20 protein-coding genes are annotated in these 20,502 nt (G+C 67.2%); 9 read left to right on the forward strand and 11 right to left on the reverse strand.

From position 1 onward, the window contains the following. The first annotated feature begins 106 nt into the window (after window positions 1–106). Genes AC1RLU_RS14535 through AC1RLU_RS14545 form a run of 3 tightly spaced genes read left to right on the forward strand, consistent with a single transcriptional unit; the run spans window position 107 to window position 2,992 of the window. Complete coding sequence (locus AC1RLU_RS14535) at window positions 107–1,417, forward strand: DUF3137 domain-containing protein (RefSeq protein ID WP_492796394.1); 1,311 nt, start codon at window positions 107–109, stop codon at window positions 1,415–1,417. Further along, window positions 1,414–1,986: a LemA family protein gene (locus tag AC1RLU_RS14540; protein ID WP_091856627.1), complete on the forward strand. Its 573-nt coding sequence runs from the start codon at window positions 1,414–1,416 to the stop codon at window positions 1,984–1,986. Before AC1RLU_RS14535 ends, AC1RLU_RS14540 begins: the two co-directional genes overlap by 4 nt. Before the next feature lie 19 nt (window positions 1,987–2,005). After that, window positions 2,006–2,992 (forward strand): OmpA family protein, encoded by a 987-nt coding sequence (locus tag AC1RLU_RS14545; RefSeq protein ID WP_492796395.1) that lies wholly within the window; start codon window positions 2,006–2,008, stop codon window positions 2,990–2,992. Between the two features lie 73 nt (window positions 2,993–3,065). Here the strand turns inward: AC1RLU_RS14545 and AC1RLU_RS14550 are convergent, their stop codons facing one another. The 4 genes from AC1RLU_RS14550 to AC1RLU_RS14565 form a co-directional block, all read right to left on the reverse strand. Then, window positions 3,066–3,560, reverse strand: coding sequence for a hypothetical protein (locus AC1RLU_RS14550; protein WP_113587118.1), 495 nt, complete (start codon window positions 3,558–3,560; stop codon window positions 3,066–3,068). Window positions 3,561–3,573: 13 nt separating this feature from the next. After that, window positions 3,574–3,831: a hypothetical protein gene (locus AC1RLU_RS14555; protein ID WP_091856629.1), complete on the reverse strand. Its 258-nt coding sequence runs from the start codon at window positions 3,829–3,831 to the stop codon at window positions 3,574–3,576. 89 nt (window positions 3,832–3,920) lie between these two features. Continuing rightward, window positions 3,921–4,868 carry a tetratricopeptide repeat protein gene (locus tag AC1RLU_RS14560; protein WP_492796396.1) on the reverse strand — a complete coding sequence of 316 codons (948 nt, stop codon included), beginning with the start codon at window positions 4,866–4,868 and terminating at the stop codon, window positions 3,921–3,923. A gap of 67 nt (window positions 4,869–4,935) precedes the next feature. Continuing rightward, complete coding sequence (locus tag AC1RLU_RS14565) at window positions 4,936–6,651, reverse strand: caspase family protein (RefSeq protein ID WP_492796397.1); 1,716 nt, start codon at window positions 6,649–6,651, stop codon at window positions 4,936–4,938. A gap of 252 nt (window positions 6,652–6,903) precedes the next feature. Here AC1RLU_RS14565 and AC1RLU_RS14570 point away from each other — a divergent pair, with 252 nt between their 5' ends. Next, window positions 6,904–7,299, forward strand: coding sequence for a (R)-mandelonitrile lyase (locus AC1RLU_RS14570; RefSeq protein ID WP_061967120.1), 396 nt, complete (start codon window positions 6,904–6,906; stop codon window positions 7,297–7,299). A gap of 482 nt (window positions 7,300–7,781) precedes the next feature. Here AC1RLU_RS14570 and AC1RLU_RS14575 read toward each other — a convergent pair whose 3' ends face one another. Together AC1RLU_RS14575 and AC1RLU_RS14580 are read right to left on the reverse strand one after the other, a co-directional pair. Next, window positions 7,782–9,215, reverse strand: coding sequence for an undecaprenyl-phosphate glucose phosphotransferase (locus tag AC1RLU_RS14575; protein WP_170843354.1), 1,434 nt, complete (start codon window positions 9,213–9,215; stop codon window positions 7,782–7,784). Between the two features lie 185 nt (window positions 9,216–9,400). Then, window positions 9,401–9,775 carry a VanZ family protein gene (locus tag AC1RLU_RS14580; protein ID WP_492796398.1) on the reverse strand — a complete coding sequence of 125 codons (375 nt, stop codon included), beginning with the start codon at window positions 9,773–9,775 and terminating at the stop codon, window positions 9,401–9,403. A gap of 317 nt (window positions 9,776–10,092) precedes the next feature. On the opposite strand from AC1RLU_RS14580, the gene AC1RLU_RS14585 reads away from it, so the two are divergent. After that, complete coding sequence (locus AC1RLU_RS14585) at window positions 10,093–10,842, forward strand: aspartate/glutamate racemase family protein (RefSeq protein ID WP_492796399.1); 750 nt, start codon at window positions 10,093–10,095, stop codon at window positions 10,840–10,842. A gap of 3 nt (window positions 10,843–10,845) precedes the next feature. Here the strand turns inward: AC1RLU_RS14585 and AC1RLU_RS14590 are convergent, their stop codons facing one another. The 4 genes from AC1RLU_RS14590 to AC1RLU_RS14605 form a co-directional block, all read right to left on the reverse strand. Then, a complete protein-coding gene (locus tag AC1RLU_RS14590; protein WP_492796400.1) occupies window positions 10,846–11,769 on the reverse strand; it encodes a 3-hydroxyacyl-CoA dehydrogenase NAD-binding domain-containing protein in 924 nt (307 codons plus the stop codon). Then, window positions 11,769–13,502: an L-arabinonate dehydratase gene (gene araD / locus AC1RLU_RS14595; RefSeq protein ID WP_492796401.1), complete on the reverse strand. Its 1,734-nt coding sequence runs from the start codon at window positions 13,500–13,502 to the stop codon at window positions 11,769–11,771. The genes AC1RLU_RS14590 and araD overlap by 1 nt, the downstream gene beginning before the upstream one ends. A 139-nt stretch (window positions 13,503–13,641) precedes the next feature. Then, on the reverse strand, window positions 13,642–14,559 hold the full coding sequence (locus AC1RLU_RS14600; RefSeq protein ID WP_492796402.1) for a dihydrodipicolinate synthase family protein: 918 nt from the start codon (window positions 14,557–14,559) through the stop codon (window positions 13,642–13,644). Next, the gene (locus AC1RLU_RS14605) at window positions 14,549–15,250 is read right to left on the reverse strand and encodes a GntR family transcriptional regulator (RefSeq protein WP_492796403.1); all 702 of its coding nucleotides are present in this window, start codon (window positions 15,248–15,250) and stop codon (window positions 14,549–14,551) included. The genes AC1RLU_RS14600 and AC1RLU_RS14605 overlap by 11 nt, the downstream gene beginning before the upstream one ends. Window positions 15,251–15,448: 198 nt before the next feature. Between AC1RLU_RS14605 and AC1RLU_RS14610 the strand changes: the two genes are divergently transcribed. Further along, window positions 15,449–16,420 (forward strand): Bug family tripartite tricarboxylate transporter substrate binding protein, encoded by a 972-nt coding sequence (locus AC1RLU_RS14610; RefSeq protein ID WP_492796404.1) that lies wholly within the window; start codon window positions 15,449–15,451, stop codon window positions 16,418–16,420. Between the two features lie 37 nt (window positions 16,421–16,457). Here the strand turns inward: AC1RLU_RS14610 and AC1RLU_RS14615 are convergent, their stop codons facing one another. Next, window positions 16,458–17,228 carry an HpcH/HpaI aldolase family protein gene (locus AC1RLU_RS14615; protein WP_142112032.1) on the reverse strand — a complete coding sequence of 257 codons (771 nt, stop codon included), beginning with the start codon at window positions 17,226–17,228 and terminating at the stop codon, window positions 16,458–16,460. A gap of 203 nt (window positions 17,229–17,431) precedes the next feature. Between AC1RLU_RS14615 and AC1RLU_RS14620 the strand changes: the two genes are divergently transcribed. The 3 genes from AC1RLU_RS14620 (at window position 17,432) to AC1RLU_RS14630 (ending at window position 20,491) form a co-directional block, all read left to right on the forward strand. Further along, on the forward strand, window positions 17,432–18,487 hold the full coding sequence (locus tag AC1RLU_RS14620) for a DUF2891 domain-containing protein (protein ID WP_492796405.1): 1,056 nt from the start codon (window positions 17,432–17,434) through the stop codon (window positions 18,485–18,487). A 166-nt stretch (window positions 18,488–18,653) separates the two neighbouring features. Continuing rightward, entirely contained in the window at window positions 18,654–19,859 is a 1,206-nt protein-coding gene (locus AC1RLU_RS14625) for an NnrS family protein (protein WP_492796407.1), read from the forward strand. A 194-nt stretch (window positions 19,860–20,053) separates the two neighbouring features. Next, window positions 20,054–20,491, forward strand: a complete 438-nt coding sequence (locus AC1RLU_RS14630) for an RrF2 family transcriptional regulator (protein ID WP_454033571.1) — start codon at window positions 20,054–20,056, stop codon at window positions 20,489–20,491. Window positions 20,492–20,502: the final 11 nt, after the last annotated feature.

The following is a 20,502-nucleotide window of genomic DNA, read 5'->3' on the forward strand; positions in this document are numbered from 1 at the left end:
CCGTCATCCCCGGCAGAAGGGGACGCCTGGTCCATCAAACGAGGGACGCGGAGCCTGACGGTTTCCGGCGTGATCGTGCGAGGTGAACCGCACGGATACGCCCTGGATGGAACGTCCCGATCGCCCTGTCACAACGCAGCCCGAAGAGGGCTGGCCGTCTTCGGCGGTCGCGTTGCAACGCCAGCAGCGCAGGGCGAAGCGCATTATGGAACGCATCGCGCTCTTCGTGATCGCGGGGCCGGTCTGCCTGGCACTGCTCGCCTTCCTGATCTTCTGGCTCGGATCGGATTCCGGCTGGGCGCTCCTCGGACTTCCGCTGATCGCGCTCGCGGCGCTGGTCTCGCTGGCGCTGCCGCTGCTGGTTCCGGCGCTGTTCGTCCTCGGAGCCTGGGCGCTCTTCCGCAGCTATTACAAGAAGCCTCCGGCGGCACCTGCCGCGGCACTGGTTTCCTCCGATGCTGCTTCGCCGCTCGTGACAGAAGTCGCCCTGCTGGAGGCCTTGCGCGGCAAGCTCGCAATCGAAGCCCGGCGGCGGACGCTGCTCTTCGTCCCACTCGGCCTTGCGGCGGCCCTGCTGCTGTATTGGCTGATGATCGGAAGCAGTGGCTCCTCGAAGGGCTCGCCTTTCGTCGCCCTCGTCATCTTCCTGGTGATCGGCGGCGGCGGAGCGTGGATCTGGGCGGTCGGGGTCCCGGGAGGCCGCTACCGGAAGGCCTTCAAGGAAAGCCTGATCCCGCGCCTGCTCGCGGCCCATGGCGAGCTGGTCCACAACCTCGGGGCGAAGCCCGATCTCAGCCGTGCCGTCGCGCTCGGCCTTCTGCCCGCCTATGACGATCTCGATGCCGATGACGGCTTTACCGGGCGCTATCGCGGCCGCCCGATCACGATCAGCGAGATCGCGGTTACCCGCAAGGCGGGCAAGAGCAACCAGACATTGTTCCAGGGGCTCTATGTCGAGCTCGGCGTCTCCACGCCGTTTCGCGGCACGACGATCCTGCGCGACCGGGACGGCCAGCAGCCCGGCAATGGCCTTCAGCGGCTGCGCCTCGAAGACCCGGTCTTCGAGGAGGTCTACGCGACATGGTCGAGCGATCAGGTCGAAGGCCGCGCCGTCCTGACGCCGGCGGTGATGGAGCGGCTGCTCGTGATGGCGGACGGCCAATCCTTCCTGCCGCCGCTCTTCCTGGTCAGCGGCGACAGGATGGTGTTTGCGCTTCCGACCATCATTCCCGGCGCACTGTTCGAGCCCCCCGGCCTCGAGACCCATGTCGCGGCACAGCAACTCGCCAGCCTCGAAGCCGATTTCGCCCGCGTCTTCGCGCTCGTGGACACGATGATCGACATGCATGTCGCCGTGCGCGCGCCGCACGAGGTGCTTCCTCCTTCGCCCACACACCCTGCCGGGAGCCCGTCATGACCCTGTTCCTGATCCTGCTCGCGCTCGCCGCCGGCATCGTCCTCTATGTCTGGTATGCGGCGATCGTGACGCGCCGGAACAAGGTCGCGGAGACGCTGGGCGGCATCGACGCGCAGCTCCAACAGCGCCATGACCTGATCCCGAACGTGCTCGCCATCGCCCGCCGCTTCCTCGAACACGAGAAGACGCTGCTCGACCAGATCACGGCGCTCAGGACGCAGGCGCTGCCGCAGATCGGCGAGCGCGATTTCGGGCGGATCGCCGAGAAGTTCAAGGCGGAAGCCTCGCTCGGCGCCGACATGACCCGGCTGTTCGCGGTCGCGGAGAGCTATCCCGAGCTGACCTCGTCCGGGCCGATGATGGAGGCCCAGCGCAGCTATGCCGAGGTCGAGGCCAACATCGCCGCGGCCCGGCGCTTCTACAACAGTGCCGTCGGCAATCTCCGCAACGCGGTGCAGATCTTTCCGGGCGGTTTGCTCGCCGGGGCGGCCGGCGTCGGCACCCTGCCGCCGTTCTACGAGGCGGAGGCCGCAAGCCGCGCGCCGGTTTCCGCAGCCGACCATCTGTGACAGCCAAAGAGGTGTGACGATGCCCCGTTCGCTAAAGCTCTTCACGCTCCTGCTGACGCTGCTGCTCGCGCCGCTTGCAGCGGCGGCGCAGGATCATCCGCTGCTCGGCCGCTACGGCGATTCCAAGCAGGTCGGCTACAAGGTCGACGCCTATGACGAGGCCCGTATCATCACCGGCAAGATCAACGAACGCGGCTCGACGGCGCAGGACGGACCGGGCTGGGCGCTGATCGAAGGCAAGATCACGACGCTCTACTACATCCTGCCGGCAGGCCGGACGAGCCTGGAAGCCCAGCGCAACTATGAGGCCGCGCTGAAATCCAAGGGCTTCGAGATCGCCTTCACCTGCTCGACGGAAGGCGGAAGCTGCTTCAACGAGGGGCCGTTTCCCGGCCTTTTCCTCGGGCTCGCGCTCGATGGCCGGGTCGACATGCCCAAGCTCCAGCTCGGCGATCTCGTCCGCAATTACTTCGGCAAGGGCAATGGCCGCTATCTCTATGCCAGGCTGAACCGGCCCACTGGGACGGTGCATGTCAGCCTCGCCTTCTCCGATGACGAGAGCCGGGGGCGGGCGGTGATCGCCCGCGTCATCGAGAGCACGACGATGGATACCGGCATGATCAAGGTCGTCGAGGCCGACGAGATGAGCCGGAACCTCGATGCCCAGGGCCGGATCAATCTCTACGGAATCCTGTTCGATTTCGACAAGGCCGAGATCAAGCCGGAATCGCAGCCCCAGCTCCAGCAGATCGCGGCGCTTTTGAAGCGCCATCCGGAGCTCAGGCTCGATGTCGTCGGGCATACCGACGGGCAGGGCGGGGCGGCCTACAACCTCAAGCTCTCCGATGCGCGCGCCTTTGCGGTGGTCGCCGATCTCGCGATGCGCCACGGCATCGACCGGACGCGCCTCAACCCCGTCGGCAAGGGCATGGACCAGCCGATCGCCTCCAACGCCGACGAGGCCGGCCGGGCGCAGAACCGCCGGGTCGAGTTGGTGAAGCGATAACGTTCTCGCGAAAGGGCGGCGTCGTTGCGGGCATCGCCCGGAACAACGCCGCCCTCATCGGGGCGACTGCGCTTCAGATGTTGTGCAATTCGGCGATGAGGATGGCTTCCCAGTCCGTATTGTTCTTGGCCTCGCCCTTCGCCGGCCACTGGATGTGGATATGGGTCAGGTGCTCGAAGGCGATCCGGTCCATGGGCTTGGCGGTCGGCTTGGCAAACCGGGTCTTGTAGATGCCCTCGGCATCCCATTCACCCTGGTCATAGACCATGAGGTTCCAGGCCATGTCCTTCTGGCAGCGCAGGAAGGCATCGACCAGCCGATAGCCGATCTCGCGTTCGCTCGACCATTTTTCGAAGTTGGGCGGCTCCCACGCGTAGATGATGATGTCGAGGGCCCGACCCGTATTATGGGCATCGTCGGCCGCGCCGCGGCCGGCTTTCTGCAGGCGGCCCTTGCGAACCTCCTTGTGGGTTTCCTTGTCGTAATGGTCGAAGGCGAGCGACTGGAGCACGCCCGGGCCATGTGCCTTGAGGACGCGCTCCAACGCTTCGACGGCTTTCGCGACCATGGCGCGACGGGCCTCAGCGCCTGCCGGGCCGTCCGCGGCGCCCCCAGCGGCGCGCGGCGGCGACGCGATGGCGCCACCATCCGCCGGCGCGTCGACGGTGGGTGAGGCGCCCCACCAGCAGCGAGAATTCGGCGTCGGTTTCAGGGGCTGCCGCGAGGGCTTGGTCGAGGGACAGGCGCGACGGCGCGGCTTCGGCAGGCGCTGTCAGCGCTGCGGTGGCACCACTGGCGACAAGCCCGGCGAGGGCGATCAGAAAATCACGGCGTTGCATGGCGGAATCTCTCCTGTGAAGGGGGAGATGTTGCGCTTCCTCCGTTCGAAATAAGTCATCCAAGTGGATGAGATCGTTGAATTTTATTACTAGCGCATGCGGCAGGAACGCCTCAGATTCCTGGCGGCGACTTCGTCTCCCAGCGTCGAGCCTTCGCGCCAGTATTCACAAGCCTTGGTGCGGTCGCGCGGCACCCCCTGGCCGTTGGCGTAGAGCACGCCCATGTTGGTGTAGGCGCCCGGCGTCTTCGCGGCGATAGCGCGCTGGTAGTAGTCGCGCGCCTTCGCATAGTCGCGCCGGACGCCGCTGCCCTCCGCATACATCGCACCGAGCTGGACCAGGGATTCGTTGAGCCCGGTCCCGGCAGCACGCTCGTAGAGCGCCATGGCGAGGCCGGAATCGCGCTTCACCCCGGCGGCGCCGCGGCGCAGGATGCTGGCGAGATCGTGCATCGCCCCGGCATGGCCGAGTTCGACCGCCTTGCGCAGATAGGTGACGGCATCGGCGGTGTTGCCGCTTTTCTGGATCGCGCGGCCGAGCTGGAAATAGGCGCGTCGCGGCGCACCGGCCGTATCCACCGCCTTGCGGCAGGCGCGGATGGCGGCCCCGGCATCGATCGCCGCGAAGGTGACGCCGGGGACGCTCGCCGGCTTCTCGGGATCGGCCGCAGCGGCCGCGGCACGGTCGCAGGCCTCCAATTCGGCGGAGGAGCCGGCGGTCGGATCGGCATTGCCGATGACGACGGCGCGACCGGACCCCTGGTCGACGGGTTTCGGGACGGGGACAGCACCCTTCAGGCTCGCGATCCTGATCTCGGCCAAGGCCTTGTAGATGCCGGTGAAGCGGCCAGCACCGACCTGGTCGAGATAGGCCAGGTACATGGCGGGATCGCTGCTGGACTGGATGCTCTGCCAGAAGATGTCCTCGGCCGAGAGCTGCGCCTGCGCGATGCGCAAGGGCGCCGGGGCGGCGGCCAGGGGAAGCGTGCCGCCTGCCAGGGCCGTCAGGATCAGGGCGAGGGAACGTGCGGACGACATGGCTGCTTCCTTCGGCATCGGCTTGCCGGCTCCGTGCCGGCGTCTCGTCTGCGGGCGAGCGGCGGCGCTATCGCCCGGCGCAATTGACTTTCTCCCCGGCGATGGAGGCGGCGTTTCCGGCCGCTGCACCTTGCCTGAACAACTCGCAGGCCTTGCCGATATCCTTGAGGACGCCCCGGCCGTTGAGATAGGCGGCGGCCAGCTCCGGATAGACCGTCGGCTCCTGAAGCTTGAGCGCGAGATTGTAGAAGGCGACGGCCTTGGCATGGTCGCGCCCGGTGCCTTGCCCATTCGCATAGATCAGGCCGATGCGGACGACCGCGCTGCTGATGCCGGCATCGGCGGCGCGATAGAACAGGGCGAGCGCGCGGGATGCGTCGCGGGGCCTGTCCTGACCGGCGAGAAGCTTGTCGGCCAAGGTGTAAAGGGCGAGCGGGTGGCCGAGATCGGCTGCCTTCTGCAGGAAGCGAGTGGCGTCGACGCGGTTGCCGTTCGCCTCATAGGCGCGAGCGAGCTGGTAGAAGACGCGCCGGGGCGGCGTCTGCGCATCGGCTGCCCGCGCGCAGGCGGAGATGGCCTGGATGGTGTTGCCGGCGCTCAATTCCCCGCCTGGGATGTCGGCCGGTTTCTCGGTGTCGCGGCTGTCGGCGGCAGTGCGGTCGCAGGCGGCGATATCGGGATCGCTGGATGGCGCCGGGGACGAGGCGGCCGAAGGCGGCTTCGGTGGCGCCATCTCGGTGCGGGCCGGCGGGGAGGGGGCGCCGCCGCGCAGCGCGATAAGACGCAGTTCGGCGAGTTTGCGGTAGGTGCCGCTGAAGGTGTTGCCGCGGACCTGCGCGAGATAGGCCTCGAACATGGCCGGCTGCATGCTGCCTTCGATCGATTGCCAGAAGACGTCCTCGGCGGCGCCGGGCCGGGGCTGTCGAGGCGCGGGCGCATCGGATTGGGCGAGGAGCTCCGGCTTTGCGGCCGGCAGCGCGCCGGTCAGGTTCACGCGGCCGACGATGCCGTCGTAATAGGCCGGGATCTGCTCGTGGCCGATGCTGCGGGCGAGATCGCGGACCTTGGCCTGCGTCTCCTTGGCGATGTCGATCAAGGTGAGGTCGGTGCGCTCGACCAAGGGCAGGAAGCTGCGGACGAAAATCGAGGTCGCCGCCGGATCGTTCGGCGAGAGCTTGTCCAGCGCCTGCTGCTTGGAGCCGGCCGAGAACATGATGAAGACGCCGTTCGAGGCATCCATGCGGGCGAGCCCCTGCGAGCCGACGAGCGCGCGCGTGCCGGGGCGGGCGAAGGGATTGTTGCGGCAGGCATCGAGAATGGCGACCACGGTGCCGGCGCCGCGTGCCTGCAGGCGGTCGATGATCTCGGCGGCGTTGAAGGCGGCGTCCTTGACGAGCCCGGATTCACCTTCGCGGGCAGCGGGCACGTCGACCGGCAGCAGCCAGTTCTGGCCGTCGATCTCGAAGCCGTGGCCGGAATAATGGAAGAGCACGGTGTCGCCGGGGGCGATGCGCCCCTCGATGGCGGCCAGCGCGCGGCTGATCTGGCGCTGCGTGCCGTTCTCGACCAGTTCGATCTCGAAACCGGCGCGCTTCAGGGCTGCGCTCATCGCCCGCGCGTCGTTGACGCCGGCGCTCAGCGGCGAGATCTCCTGATAGGCGTCGTTGCCGACGACGAAGGCGAGCTGTTTCGCCAGGGCCGCTGCGGGCAGGCCGATCGCAGCGAAGGCCGACAGGAGCGTGCCGGCGATCCAGGCGATCCATGAAGGGCGATCTCTTGCCATCCTCCGATGGATGCAGGCCGGACCTCCCGCTGGCTTCCTTCATTTGAACGATGCCGTGCGTGAATGCGGGAAGGGCGGAGCGAGGCGTGCCATCCCGAGGTGATTTTGGGCGTGCTTCTCAGGGCCGTCACGGGCTGCTCGCAAGGTTGTTTGATACGCGGGCGGCGGCGACAGAGGCGTCATCGCACTGGATTCCCGGTCGCGACGGCGGCATGCTCCTCGAAAATCCGGATCGGAGCGAGGAGCAGTTCATTGGACATCACGCGCGCAGGCTCCCGACCTTCCGGGAAGGGGCCCTCGGACTGGTTCACCGGAGCGGTCCGGATCGATCCGCTCTGCAATGCGCATGCGGCCGAGCGCGTCCAGGGCGCCAGCGTCACCTTCGAGCCGGGCGCCCGCACAGCCTGGCATACGCATCCCCTCGGCCAGACGGTGATCGTCACGGCCGGTCTCGGCCGCGCGCAATGCTGGGGCGGGCCGATCATGGAAATCCGGCCCGGCGACGTGGTCTGGTTCCCGCCCGGGGAGAAGCACTGGCACGGTGCCTCTCCGGCCACGGCGATGACGCATATCGCGATCCAGGAGGTTCAGGACGGCAAGGCCGTCGACTGGATGGAGCAGGTCTCCGACACCCAATATGGCGGGTAGCGACAGTTGCGGTCACTGGCGCGGCTGTTGGGGAGCGCTCGTATCTTGTGCTTTTATTTTGTTGCGAATTGGATCATTGATATATGCGTGGTTTAACGCCTGCGTAACCTTACGAGAGAGTCATGCGACCCGAACGCGTGCAACGGTTTCCCGCACCTGTTCACGCCCCCGGCTTCGGCCGACGGCCGCAAGCGGCGAACGATAATGAACCGGCCAATTCCGAAAGCATCGCGAGCATCGTGATCGGCCGCTCCCTGCTCGTCGGGGCGGCGCTGCTGGTCATCGCGTTTCTCGCCGGCTGGGGCTTCTGGCTCGGCCGCGCCGTATGGCGCCATTTCGCCTGACCGGGTGCCGATGCAGTCTTCCGGTTCGCCGATCAGGGGCGGGCTGCCACGCGCTTGCCGTCGCGGCCCGATGATCCCGACCGTTGATCCTGCATCGGCTTCTTCCGAAAACCGCATGCCACGTTTCAGGCCGATGCTTCAGCGGGCGTTGGCGAAGGCCTTCCGGCTCAGAACGGTCCGGAACAGGATCCGGATGTCGAGCCAGAACGACCAGTTGTCGATATACCAATGGTCGTAGGCGACGCGCCCGGCCATCTTGGCGTCGGTATCGGTCTCGCCGCGGAAGCCGTTCACCTGTGCCCAGCCGGTGATTCCCGGCCTGACATTGTGGCGGCGGGCATAGTTGGCGATCTTGCGCTCGAATTCGACATCATGTGCCAGCGCGTGGGGGCGCGGGCCGACGAGCGACATGTCGCCGGCGAGGACGTTCAGGAACTGCGGCAGCTCGTCCAGGTTGTAGCGTCGCAGCAGATGGCCGAGGCGCGTGATCCGGGGATCGTTGCGCTTGGCCTGAACGACGACCTTGCCGTCATCGGTGGTGGTCATCGTGCGGAACTTGAAGATCCGGAAGGCCTGCTGATTGAAGCCGTAGCGCCGCTGGCGGAAGAGCACGGGGCCGGGTGAATCGAGCCGGATCAGGACCGCGATCAGGAGAAGCAGCGGCAAGGTTAGGATGATGCCGCAGGAGGCGGCGACGATGTCGAAGGCGCGCTTGGCCGCGACTTCCACCGTCGAGAGCGGCTGGCGCGTCAAGCGCAGGCTCGACAGCGTGCCCGTATGCACGACATGCGCATTGCCGAAGCGCTCCATGATCGGCTCGGGCGCGAGATGGATCGCGACCGGCAGGTTCATGAAGGCGTCGACGCAGGCCGTGATGGCTTCCTGCTCGGACCAGGGGACCGCGATGAAGACCGCGTCCGGTCGCGTCATCCGGCAGTTCGCGACGGCGGCTGTGAGATCGGCGGCGAGCGCGGCCTCGCCACCCGATTTCAGAAAGGCGACGTCGGTGACTGCGAAGCCCATATGCCAGGGCTTGTGCCGTGAAACGAAGGACATGATGTTCGCTTCCCGCCCGATGAGAAAAGCGCGCTCGGCGGTGATCCGTCCGCTCCGGCTGCCGGCGGCGACCAGCCGGACGACGGCCGAGCGGGACAGCGCAATGACGGGGATGCCGCAGAGATAGGTCGCGACCATCACGATGCGTGAATAATGGTCCGCGATCTTGGCGAGGAACAGCAGGGCCAGGAAGGCGACGAGGGTGATGTTCCAGACGGCGAAGGCCGAGCCCATCTGTCCCCGTGCCGAGAGGTAGTTCGCGATCTGATAGCGTCCGCGCATCAGATTGACGAAGACGAACAGCGTCGCGAGCATCGCCGCCAGCTCCCGCGTGGAGCGGTCGACGCCCGGCAGGCCGGTCGCGCCGAGGTGATAGGCGAAGGACACCGCATAGACGAGGGAGGCGACAACTGCCGCATCGCAGGCCGCCGTCAGGGGGCCGAGCCAAAGCCGCCCGAGACCCGCATAATTGTCGGGCAGAGCCTGCGGCATATCGCTCAGATCATTGACGCTCATCTCTCTCCCGCCCGGCTTGCGCATGTTCCGTCGCGGCACGATGTGCCGGTCTGGAGCATGGTGGGAGCAGAGTGGCAAGGCGCATGCCGCGGCGATGCGGGCCAGTTTGGCGCAGGTGAGGGCTTTTTTTGGGGACAAGGAAGCCTGTGCCGACAGCGTGCCGGCACAGGTTGTGCCAGGATGAATCAGGCAGGCTTGCGGAAGCGCTGCGCCATCGTGTCGAAGGTGGCGGAGAGGATGCTGCCGAGCGTTGCGCCGGCGACCTTCACGATCGCATCATGCGGCAGACCGTGGCGGGTCTCTTCCAGCGTCTGGAGCCATTCGAGGCCGATGGCGAGGGCGACGATGCCCGCCAATACGAGCCAGCGCTGCCGCGGATAGGCGAAGGCGAAGGTCGCGCCGGCAGCAAAAAAGGCGAGGAAGCGCTCAAGATCCGCACCCAGCATCGGAATATGCGGGCGCACTCCCAGCGGCGACAGCGTCGAGAACAGGATCGCCAGCAGCGCGGCCCAGCCCGCGAACGCGGCAAGGCGGCGAAGCTTTTCAAGCGAAGGAATCAAGGCCGGGCTCCGGACGAACAGCGAGACGGGCAGGCGAGACCGGGACCAGCGCCGGCAGAAGCGCGCGAAAGCCGGTTTTATGACAATGCAAAAACGACGAAGCAATGGCGGCGGCGAGAGTTTTGGCCGGGCCTTATGAATTTTCTCTTCGTCATGGGCTTTTCCGGCATCCGGGTCTGTGATCCCGCATCGGCTTTTCCTGAGAATCGCGGGATTGCTCCCAATTTTCATACAGTCGCATTTTCCACACGCGAACCGGTGCCCACTTCGCCCGAAAATGCTCTAGCTTGCGGACACATCGGCAGATGGGAGGCTTGATGACCGAGATTTCGACAGCGTCCGTGGCGGGGCGGATCGCACGGGGCGGCAAGGCGATCTATGGCGTTCCGTTGGGCATCCTGATGCTGGAGGCGCGCTTCCCGCGGATTCCCGGCGACATGGGCAACGGCACGACCTGGCCTTTCCCGGTGCTGTACCGCGTCGTTGGCGGTGCCAGCCCCGAGAAGGTCGTGCTCAACGGCGCTGCCGGCCTGCTGCCCGATTTCATCGAGGCGGCGCGCGATCTCGTCCGGCTCGGCGCCGAGGCGATCACCACCAATTGCGGCTTCCTCTCGCTCTTCCAGCGCGAGCTCGCGGCGGCTGTCGGCGTGCCGGTCGCGACATCCTCGCTGATGCAGGTGCCCTGGGTGCAGGCGACGCTGCCACCCGGCAAGCGCGTCGGCATCGTCACGGTCTCGGCGGCGACGCTGACGCCGGCGCATCTCGAGGCGGCGGGGGTGCCGCTCGACACGCCCGTCACCGGCACGGAGAATGGGCGCGAATTTTTCCGCGTCCTGATCAAGGCCGAGAAGGACGACATGGATGTCGCGCTCGCCCGGCAGGACGTGGTGCAGGCGGCGCTCGATCTCGTCGCCGGCCACCCCGATATCGGCGCCATCGTGCTGGAATGCACGAACATGCCGCCCTATGCGGCTGATGTGCAGGCGGCGACCGGGCTGCCGGTCTACGACATCTATTCGCTGATCAGCTGGTTCCACGCCGGCCTGCGGCCACGCCGCTTCGGCTGAGCGTCACTCGCTGACGAGCTTGCGGGCGCGCAGCAGCGCCAGCAGCCCTTCGTCGCGGCGCTCTTCGAGCTGCGCGATCGTGCGACCCGCGGCTTCCTCCGCCACGCCCTCGATGATCCGTTGCTGGACGTCTTCGTCGAGGGAAGGCGTCCCGAGGGATTGCCAGCGCCGGACCTGGCTCGGCCCGAGATGGGCGAGATAGCCGGCGATGCCGCCTTCGCCGCCGCCGAGATGATAGGTCATGTGCGGCCCCATCAGGGCCCAGCGCAGGCCGGGGCCGTTGCAGAGCGCGGCATCGATCTCGGCGACGCTGGCGACGCCCTGCTCGACCAGGTAAACCGCCTCCCGATAGAGCGCGGAAGCCAGCCGGTTGGCGACATGGCCGGGCATCTCGCGCTGGAGGACGACCGGGCGCCGGTCGAGGCTGCGATAGAAGGCGGCGGCGCGATCGACGATCGCCTCATCCTCGCCGACGATCTCGACCAGCGGCACGAGATGCGGCGGGTTGAAGGGATGGGCGACGATCACCCGGCGCTTGTTCCGGCAATCCGCGATGATCGTGCTGCGCAGCAGGGCCGAGGTGCTGCTGGCGATGATGATCTCAGGCGGCAGCTCCGCATCGAGACGGGAGAGTAGCGCGCGTTTGGCGGATTCGTTTTCGGGGCCGTTCTCCTGAACGAAATCAACCCCTTGCAGAGCTTCATCGAGATCATTCGTGAACTGATACTGGCCGGTATTGGCCAGCCCGAGCGCGGCGAGCTGCTCGCGCGCCCGCTCGACCGTGTGGCGAAACTTCTCCTCCGCGCCGGGCGCGGGATCGTAGGCTGAAACGTTCAGGCCGTGGCCCATGGCGAGCGCGGCCCAGGAACTGCCGATCAGCCCCGCGCCGACGACGGCGATGCGCTCGATGTCGCGGATATCCTGCATCAGTGGATCTCGGGCTCCGGCACCTTCGCCGTTCCCTCCAGATAATCGAAATCACAGCCCTTGTCGGCCTGGCGGATATGCGCCGCCGACATCTTGCCCCAGCCGCGCGGATAATCGCGGTCCGGCGGAGTCCAGACGGCGAGACGGGCGGCGATCTCGGCCTCGGTGAGATCGACCGAGATGCTGCGGGCTTCGACATCGACGCTGATGATGTCGCCGGTCTGCACCGCGGCGAGCGGACCCTTGATATAGGCCTCCGGCGCGACATGGAGGATGCAGGCGCCGTAGCTGGTGCCAGACATGCGGGCATCCGAGATGCGGAGCATGTCGCGCACGCCCTGTTTCAAGAGCTTCTTCGGGATCGGCAGCATGCCCCATTCCGGCATGCCGGGGCCGCCGACCGGGCCGCAGTTCTTGAGGACCATGATATGGTCGGCGGTGACGTCGAGAGACTCGTCGTTCACGGCCTTCATCATCGCATCGTAGTGCTCGAAGACGAGGGCCGGGCCGGAATGCTTGAGCAGCCGCGGCTCGGCGGCGGAGGGCTTGATGACGCAGCCATCGGGCGCGAGGTTGCCCTTGAGCACGGCGAGGCCGTTCGCGGTCGATACGGGCTTGTCGAGCGGGCGGATGACGTTGTCGTCGTAGACCTTGGCGAGTGCGATGGTCTCGGCGATCGGCTTGCCGGTCACGGTCATCGCATCGGTGTGGAGCTTGCTTTCGAGCTGCTTCAGCAGGGCGGGCAGGCCGCCGGCATAGAAGAAATCCTCCATCAGGAAGTCGCCGGAGGGGCGCAGGTTCGCGACGACGGGGACATTGCGCGAGAAGGCGTCGAAATCATCCGGCGTCAGCGGCACGCCGGCACGGCCGGCCATGGCGACGAGATGGATGATCGCATTGGTCGAGCCGGCGACGGCCATATGCACCGTCAGCGCATTCTCGAAGCTCTTGCGGGTAAGAATCTGATCCGGCGTCAGGTCCTCCCAGACCATCTCGACGATGCGCTTTCCGGCAGCTGCGGCCATGCGGGGATGAGCCGCGTCGGCAGCAGGGATGGCGGAGGCGCCGGGCAGGGTGAGGCCCAAAACCTCGGCATGACTCATCATCGTCGCGGCGGTGCCCATCACCATGCAGGTGCCATAGGAGCGGGCGATGCCGCTTTCCATGTCCTTCCAGTCGCTGTCGGTGATATTGCCGGCTTCCTTCTCGGCCCAGTATTTCCAGACATCTGCGCCCGAGCCCAGCACCTTGCCGGCCCAGTTGCCGCGCAGCATCGGCCCGGCCGGCACGAAGATGAAGGGCAGGCCCGCGCTGCAGGCGCCCATGATCAGGGCCGGCGTGGACTTGTCGCAGCCGCCGAGCAGGACGGCCCCGTCGAGCGGGTGAGAGCGGATCGATTCCTCGGTCTCCATCGCCAGGAAGTTGCGATAGAGCATGGTCGTAGGCTTCTGATATTGCTCGGAAACCGACATCACCGGGATCTCGATCGGGAATCCGCCCGCCGCCCAGACCGCGCGCTTCACGGCCTCCGCGCGGTCGCGCAGGTGGGTGTGGCACGGGTTGATCTCGGACCAGGTATTGATGATGCCGATGACCGGCTTGCCCATGAACTCCTCATGGCCGAACCCCATCTGCAAGGCCCGCGAGCGGTGCCCGAAGGAGCGCAGGTCGCTCGCCCCGAACCAGCGCCAGCTGCGCAGGGTCTCGGGCGTCTTGCGGGGGCGGGCGGACATCGGCGTTTCCTCGAATTCTTGTCGTTCTAACCGGTGCCGGAGGGGTGGTCGGGCTTGACCCGATCATCTCGGAAACCAGTGTCATCTTGTCATGAGATTCTCGGGGCTGCGCTATGCTTCGCCCGAGAATGACGGCCTATCACTCAGCTGCGGCTTTCACTGCGCCCCAGCTCGACACGATGCTGCGCAGCTCCGCCCGCTCGGCTTCGTTCAGCTCCGGCAGGCCGGGGAGGCGGACCGGGCCGACATCCGTGCCGAGCAGGCCGAGCGCCTCCTTCACCACGGTGACATTGGCGCCGTTGCCATATTTGGTGCGCAGCTTCTCGAAGCCGGCGATGGCGTCGACCTCGCGACGGGCGGTGTCGTAATCGCCGGCTTCCAGAGCGCGCCAGACGGCGAGCGAGCGTTCCGGCGCGACATTGATCAGGCCCGAGGTAAAGCCACGGGCGCCGAGCGCATGGAAGGGCGCGGCCCAGCCTTCGGCGAGGCCGCAGATCCAGTTGGCGGAAGAGCCTTCCGTCTCGCGCACGCAATCGGCGAGCAGCATCATGTTATTCGCTGCGAATTTCACGCCGGCGACGTTGGCGTGGGTCGCGACGCGGATCAGGTCCTTCACGCCGATCGCGTCCGAGCGAATATAGGCGACGAGCGGGATCGGCAGCGCCTCGGCGATGGCGAGGATGTAGTCGGCCTGGGATTGCGGCGCGGCGAAGGGATCGAGCGGGTGATGCACCATCGCGGCGTCGCAGCCGGCTTGGGCCGCGAGCTTGCCGGTTGCCACGGCTTCGCGCAGCGAGCGGCCGATGCCGGCGGTGACCAGCGCCTTGCCGGCGGCGGCTTCGGCAGCGGTGGCGTGCGAGCGCTCCACCTCGGCCGTCGTCATCGGATAGAATTCGCCGGTATTGCCGGCCGAGACGATGTTGTGAATGCCGGCTTCCGCGATGCGCCGGACGATCCTGCCGGTCAGCGCCCAGTCGGCTTCGCCATCCGCCTTCCAGGCGGTGACATGGACGCCGGAAATGCCGCGCAGCGCGCGGCGCACCTTGTCATTCGTCATAGTCCAGTCCCTCCGCATCCGCGCCGAAGACCAATCGTACATGAGCCTTCGCAGAGCGGACGATGTGACGGCGCATCCTGAGCTCGGCGAGCGCGGGATCGCGTGCCAGCAGCGCCTCGTAGATGTCCCGATGTTCCTCGAAGCCGCGGCGGCGCTCATCCAGCTCAGAGTGCAGGGCGATGCGCTGGGCATGGTCGTACATGCGCTGGCCGTCGAGCCGGCGTTCCAGATAGGTGCAGCCGGAGATGCGATGGATCGCGCGGTGATAGGCCTCGTTCAGCGCGACGAGATCTTCGAGGTCGCCATGTTCGGTCGCTTGCTCCATCTGGGCGATGAGCTTGCCGAGCTCGACCGCGCCGACCTTCGTCAGATGGTTCGCCGCGATATGGGCCATCACGCTTTCGAGCGCGGCACGGCCGAGCGCCATCTCCAGCGCCTGACGGGGGGAGAATTCGACGAAGACGCCGCGCCGCGCCTCGGTCCTGACCAGCCCCTCGCTTTCAAGCTTGCGGATCGCGTCCTTCACCGGGGTGGTGCTGACGCCGAGCATCTCGGCGAGATGGCGTTCGTTCAGCCGCTCGCCATTGCGGAAGCGCCCGGCGACGATGGCGCGGCGCAGGCGCTCGTGGACATGCTCGCGCAGCGAGCGCAGCAGATCGGGAGCGACAGGTTCGACGGCAGGCTGCAACATGATTCTTCCGCGGCGCGCGGCCGAAACCGCCTCGTCGCGGTGGTCGGCCCTGCGCCATGAGCCATCAAGACAGCACAAAGCGCTGTGTACGGCAATCTGAAATTTCAGATTTCAAACTCGCAATCCTGTGCTATCGCTTGGGGGTAAGCGCCCGCCACGAGGTGCGAGCGGATTGGCCGCAACGGGAGGAACGAACCGATGAGCATTACACGCAGGACCGTCATCGCCGCCGCCTGTCTCGCCGCGGCAGGCCCCGCCTTCGCGCAGGGCGAGTATCCCGGCAGCAAGGTCGTCACCATCGTCGTGCCCTTCGCGGCCGGCGGCACCACCGACCTGCTCGGGCGCATTCTGGCCGATCGGCTGGGCCAGCGGCTCGGTGGCAAGTTCATCGTCGAGAACCGGCCCGGCGCCGGCGGCAATACCGGCGTCGCCGCCGTGGCGCGCGCTCCGGCCGACGGTTACACGCTGACCATGGGCACGGTGTCGAGCCATGCGATCAACCCGGCCGTCTATGCCCGGCTGCCCTTCGACCACATCAAGGATTTCGCGCCGATCTCGCAGGTGGCGAGCGTGCCGAACATCCTGATGGTCAATATCGACCTGCCGGCCAAGACCGTGCCGGAGCTGATCGAGCTCCTGAAGAAGAACCCCGGCAAGTACTCCTTCGGTTCGTCTGGAGCGGGCACCTCGACCCATATGGCGGCCGAGCTGTTCAAGGTCTCAACCGGGACCGACATGGTGCATGTGCCCTATCGGTCGAGCGGGCAGGTGACGCAGGATCTGCTCTCCGGCCAGATCCAGATCACCTTCGACAACATCACGATCGCCTGGCCGCATGTGCAGGCGGGCAAGATCCGCGCGCTCGCGACCGCGACGCCAAAGCGGCTCGCGGTCGCCCCGGACCTGCCGGCGCTGTCGGAGTTCATTCCGGGCTACGATGCCAGCTCATGGCACGGCTTCTTCGCGCCGTCGGCGGTGCCGAAGGAGATCGTCGCCAAGCTCTCGGCGGAGACGCAGGCGATCATGAAGGAACCGGCGGTGATCGAACAGCTCAAGAAGCTCGGCGTTGATCCGGTCGGATCGAGCCAGAAGCAGTTCACCGCCCATATCGCCTCCGAAACCAAACGCTGGGCCGAGGTCGCGCAGAAGGCGAACGTGAAGATCGAGTGAGGGTCGGGGCGAGCGCCCCGGCTTCAGGTTCCGCCGATCAGCGCTGCGGGGCGAAAGCCTTGGCCAGCGCGTCGGCATGCTTGGTCATCAGGCCGAGATCGGAGCCGACGGCGACGAAGCGATAGCCCCATTCGATATAGCGGCGCGCATCCGCCTCGGACGGCGTCAGAATGCCGGCCGGCTTGCCGAGCGCGGTCAGGCGCTTCACCGCATCCTGGATCGCGGCCTGGACTTCCGGGTGGCCGGGGTTGCCGATATGGCCGAGCGAGGCCGAGAGATCGGCCGGGCCGATGAAGACGCCGTCGACGCCATCGACCGAGGCGATCGCCTCGATCTGGCTGAGCGCCTCGCCGGTCTCAACCTGCACCAGCACGCAGATCTCGCCATCGGCGCGTTTCAGGTAGTTCTGCACGCGCCCGTAATGGCTGCCGCGGCCGCTGACCGTGATGCCGCGGATGCCGGCAGGCGGATAGCGGCAGGCTGCAACGGCCCTGGCTGCCTCCTCGGCGTTCTGGACGAAGGGCACGAGCACGGCCTGCACGCCGATATCGAGCAGGCGCTTGAGCAGCACGGCGTCATTCCAGGCCGGGCGGACGATCGGGGTCGCCGTGCCACCCTTCAGGGCCTGCAACTGGGCGAGAACGTCGGGCGGCTCGTTGGGGGAATGCTCGGTATCGACCAGAATCCAGTCGAAGCCGCTCTGGCTGATGATCTCGGACACGATCGGGCTGCACAGGCTGCTCCACAATCCGATCTGAAGCTCGCCGCGCTTGAGCGCGGCCTTGAAGGCGTTGGCAGGCAGGTCCACGGCTTTTTCCCCTCGGGCGAATGGTTGGCGATGCTGCCGAGCCGATCGACATCAGCGTGGAGCGCGCCATCCTTGTTAGACCAGACCGAAGCGATGAAGGAACCCGACGCGAGGAGATGGCGGGGTTGCACCTCGATGACGCATGGCGCTTTGCGATGGCCGAATCGCTGGTAGGTTGCGCGACATCGGAGACAAGCCACGCCATGACCACTCCCTCGCTCACCGAAGAGATCGCGCAGCGCTTCGCCGGGATCGCGCTCGGCCATGTCCGCCGCGAATATCCGAACAAGCCGGACCATACGCTGGCCGGGCCGCAGGACGCGCGGACGCCGAGCGAGCTGCATCCGGTGTTCTACGGCAGCTATGACTGGCATTCCTGCGTGCACAGCTACTGGATGCTGGCCCGCTTGCTGCGCCGTCATCCGAAGATGGAAGCGGCTGCCGAGATCGTCGCATTGTTCGACGAACAGCTCGTCCCGGAGAAGATCGCGATCGAATGCGCCTATCTCGCCCAGCCGACGGCACGCGGCTTCAAGCGGCCCTATGGCTGGGGCTGGCTGCTGAAGCTCGCGGCCGAGTTGCGGGGGCTGGATGACGGGCGCTGGGGCCGGGCGCTGGCGCCGCTCGCCGAGGCTTTCGCCCAGCGCTTCCGCAACTTCCTGCCGATTGCGACCTATCCCGTGCGGGTCGGCACGCATTTCAACACCGCCTTCGGCCTGCGGATGGCGACGGATTACGCGGATGCGACCGGGGACGGCGCCTTCCTCACCCTGCTGCGCGAGACGGCCTTGCGCTGGTACGGCGCCGACGCGGATTGCCCGGCCTGGGGCGAGCCGAGCGGCGACGATTTCCAGTCCTCGGCGCTGATCGAGGCGGAATGCATGCGCCGCCTGCTGCCGGCGGAACAGTTCCTGCCCTGGTTCGAGCGCTTCCTGCCGCGCATCGCGCAGAGCGAGCCGGCGATCCTGTTCACGCCGGCGACCGTGACCGACCGGACCGATGGCAAGATCGCGCATCTCGACGGGCTCAATCTCAGCCGGGCCTGGTGTTGGAGCGCGCTGGCCGCAGCCCTGCCGGAATGGGACGTGCGGCGCCCGGTCATAGCGAACGCCGCAAGGCTGCATCTGGAAGCCGGGCTGCCGCATATCGCGGGCGACTATATGGGCGAGCATTGGCTCGCGACCTTCGCCGTGCTCGCCATCGAGGAGCGGTCGAAGGCCGTCGATGCGGTTCCGAACCACGCCGGGCAGGGAACATAAGGGATCTCATGCGCCGGAAGGACCGGCGCCGGCGCAGTGCTTTTAGCGATCAACCCTGAGTTTGCGTTTTCGCAAATTGGCGATCCGCCCAGCGGCTAAAGTTGCGACGCCAAGGGGGCGGGCGCGCAACGATCCGCCGCGCCCGGTCACGCCAGGAGAAGCCAGCATGGCGCCCATTCCGAGGCTGAAGGCCTATGACGGACCTGCGTTGTTGTCCTACGGCTTCCGGCCGCTCTTCCTGCTGGCTGCGCTGCAGGCCGGGCTGACGATCCTGGTCTGGCTCGGCTTCGTCACCGGCCATCTCGCCATCCCCACGGCTTTCGCGCCGGTGGATTGGCATATCCATGAAATGCTCTTCGGCTATCAGGCGGCCGCGGTCGGCGGTTTCCTGCTGACGGCCATTCCCAACTGGACCGGGCGATTGCCGGTGCAGGGCGCGCCGCTGCTCGTGCTGGTTCTCGCCTGGATCGCCGGCCGTGTCGCGGTCGCGACTTCGGCGTTGATCGGATGGCATTTCGCGATGGCGATCGATGCGCTGTTCCTCATCCTGCTGGCTGGTGCGGCTGCACGCGAGGTCGTCGCCGGCCGCAACTGGCGCAATCTCAAGGTCGTCGTGCTGATCGGCCTGCTGCTCGCGGCCAATCTCGCCTTCCACCTCGAAGCGGCGCTGACGGGCGGGGCCGATTATGCCCGCCGCTTCGCTATCGCCACCGTGCTGATGCTGGTCGGGCTGATCGCCGGGCGGATCGTACCGAGCTTCACGCGCAACTGGCTGGCGCCGCGCGGGGCAGGGCGCCTGCCGATCCCGTTCGGCGGTTACGACAAGGCGGTGCTGGCGGCGAGCGCGCTCGCGCTCGGCCTCTGGGTTGCTCTGCCGGATACGCTTGCAAGCGGCATCGCGCTGGCACTGTCGGCCGTGCTCCACGCCGTCAGGCTCGCGCGCTGGGCGGGCGATCGCACCTGGCGCAATCCGCTGCTCGTCATCCTGCATGTCGGCTACGCCTTCGTGCCGCTGGGCTTTGCGCTCTCGGCAGCGGCGAGCTTCGGGCTGGTCGGCCCCGGCGCCGGTTTGCATGCCTGGACGGCCGGCGCCTTCGGCACCGTGACGCTCGCGGTGATGTCGCGGGCCAGCCTGGGGCATACCGGGCGCCCGCTCGTCGCGACCGCGGCAACGCAGGCCTGCTACGCGCTGGTCGTCATCGGTAGCGTGGCGCGGATCTGCTCGGCGCTCGGGCATGGCCCGGTCGCGCTGCTGCATATCGCCGGGCTGTGCTGGTCGCTGGCCTTCCTCGGATTCGCGGCGAGCTACTGGCGGGTCCTGACCGGGGCGCGGCTCGGTTCGAAGGTTTCTCCCGCAGCAGGGCCGGCCTGAAATGGCAGAGGTAAAGGATCTGCTGATGCGCGCGGAAGCGGATTGCCGTATTGAGGCGCGGGAGATGCGCCGCGTCGCGCTCCAGGATGCCGGCGCCCTGGGCGAGGGGGCTCACCGCGCCGCGAACAGGATTGTCGGATGGTGCTCCTTCCAGATCATGGCGAGAACCGGCCCGGCTGCCGCGGACAGCGTCCATGCGCCTGACCCAGTTCAGCGAATATGCGCTGAGGCTGCTGGTCTTCGCGGCGGCACATCCGGAGCGGCTGGTTACCGTCGAGGAGGCCGCGACCGCCCATGACATTTCGCGGACCCATCTGATGAAGGTCGCCAATCTCCTGGTCCGGCAGGATTTCCTCAAGGGCGTGCGCGGCCGTGCCGGCGGCCTGATGCTGGCGCGCGCACCGGCCGAGATTTCGCTGGGCATGCTGATCCGCGCGACGGAGCCGGCCTTCGCGATCGTCGAGTGCTTTGGCGAGGCGGAGGGGCGCTCGGCCCTGCGCGGGGATCGCTGGCGCGGCATCCTGAGCGATGCGATGGAAGCCTTCCTCGGCGAGCTCGATCGCTATTCCCTGACCGACCTGCTGGCCGATCCGGAACGCCTCGGTCTCGGCCTTGGCCGGCAACCGGTCTGACGCGCGGCTGC

The organism is Allobosea sp. GW822-FHT05A11, from assembly GCF_058800455.1.

Coding starts and splice junctions, on each gene's coding strand:
- AC1RLU_RS14585 (WP_492796399.1), top strand. CDS start 10,093: ATGACCGAGATTTCGACAGCGTCCGTGGCGGGGCGGATCGCACGGGGC.
- AC1RLU_RS14610 (WP_492796404.1), top strand. CDS start 15,449: ATGAGCATTACACGCAGGACCGTCATCGCCGCCGCCTGTCTCGCCGCG.
- AC1RLU_RS14560 (WP_492796396.1), bottom strand. CDS start 4,868: ATGTCGTCCGCACGTTCCCTCGCCCTGATCCTGACGGCCCTGGCAGGC.
- AC1RLU_RS14590 (WP_492796400.1), bottom strand. CDS start 11,769: ATGCAGGATATCCGCGACATCGAGCGCATCGCCGTCGTCGGCGCGGGG.
- araD (WP_492796401.1), bottom strand. CDS start 13,502: ATGTCCGCCCGCCCCCGCAAGACGCCCGAGACCCTGCGCAGCTGGCGC.
- AC1RLU_RS14540 (WP_091856627.1), top strand. CDS start 1,414: ATGACCCTGTTCCTGATCCTGCTCGCGCTCGCCGCCGGCATCGTCCTC.
- AC1RLU_RS14575 (WP_170843354.1), bottom strand. CDS start 9,215: ATGAGCGTCAATGATCTGAGCGATATGCCGCAGGCTCTGCCCGACAAT.
- AC1RLU_RS14605 (WP_492796403.1), bottom strand. CDS start 15,250: ATGTTGCAGCCTGCCGTCGAACCTGTCGCTCCCGATCTGCTGCGCTCG.
- AC1RLU_RS14620 (WP_492796405.1), top strand. CDS start 17,432: ATGACCACTCCCTCGCTCACCGAAGAGATCGCGCAGCGCTTCGCCGGG.
- AC1RLU_RS14600 (WP_492796402.1), bottom strand. CDS start 14,559: ATGACGAATGACAAGGTGCGCCGCGCGCTGCGCGGCATTTCCGGCGTC.
- AC1RLU_RS14565 (WP_492796397.1), bottom strand. CDS start 6,651: ATGGCAAGAGATCGCCCTTCATGGATCGCCTGGATCGCCGGCACGCTC.
- AC1RLU_RS14550 (WP_113587118.1), bottom strand. CDS start 3,560: ATGGTCGCGAAAGCCGTCGAAGCGTTGGAGCGCGTCCTCAAGGCACAT.
- AC1RLU_RS14535 (WP_492796394.1), top strand. CDS start 107: ATGGAACGTCCCGATCGCCCTGTCACAACGCAGCCCGAAGAGGGCTGG.
- AC1RLU_RS14630 (WP_454033571.1), top strand. CDS start 20,054: ATGCGCCTGACCCAGTTCAGCGAATATGCGCTGAGGCTGCTGGTCTTC.
- AC1RLU_RS14625 (WP_492796407.1), top strand. CDS start 18,654: ATGGCGCCCATTCCGAGGCTGAAGGCCTATGACGGACCTGCGTTGTTG.
- AC1RLU_RS14545 (WP_492796395.1), top strand. CDS start 2,006: ATGCCCCGTTCGCTAAAGCTCTTCACGCTCCTGCTGACGCTGCTGCTC.
- AC1RLU_RS14555 (WP_091856629.1), bottom strand. CDS start 3,831: ATGCAACGCCGTGATTTTCTGATCGCCCTCGCCGGGCTTGTCGCCAGT.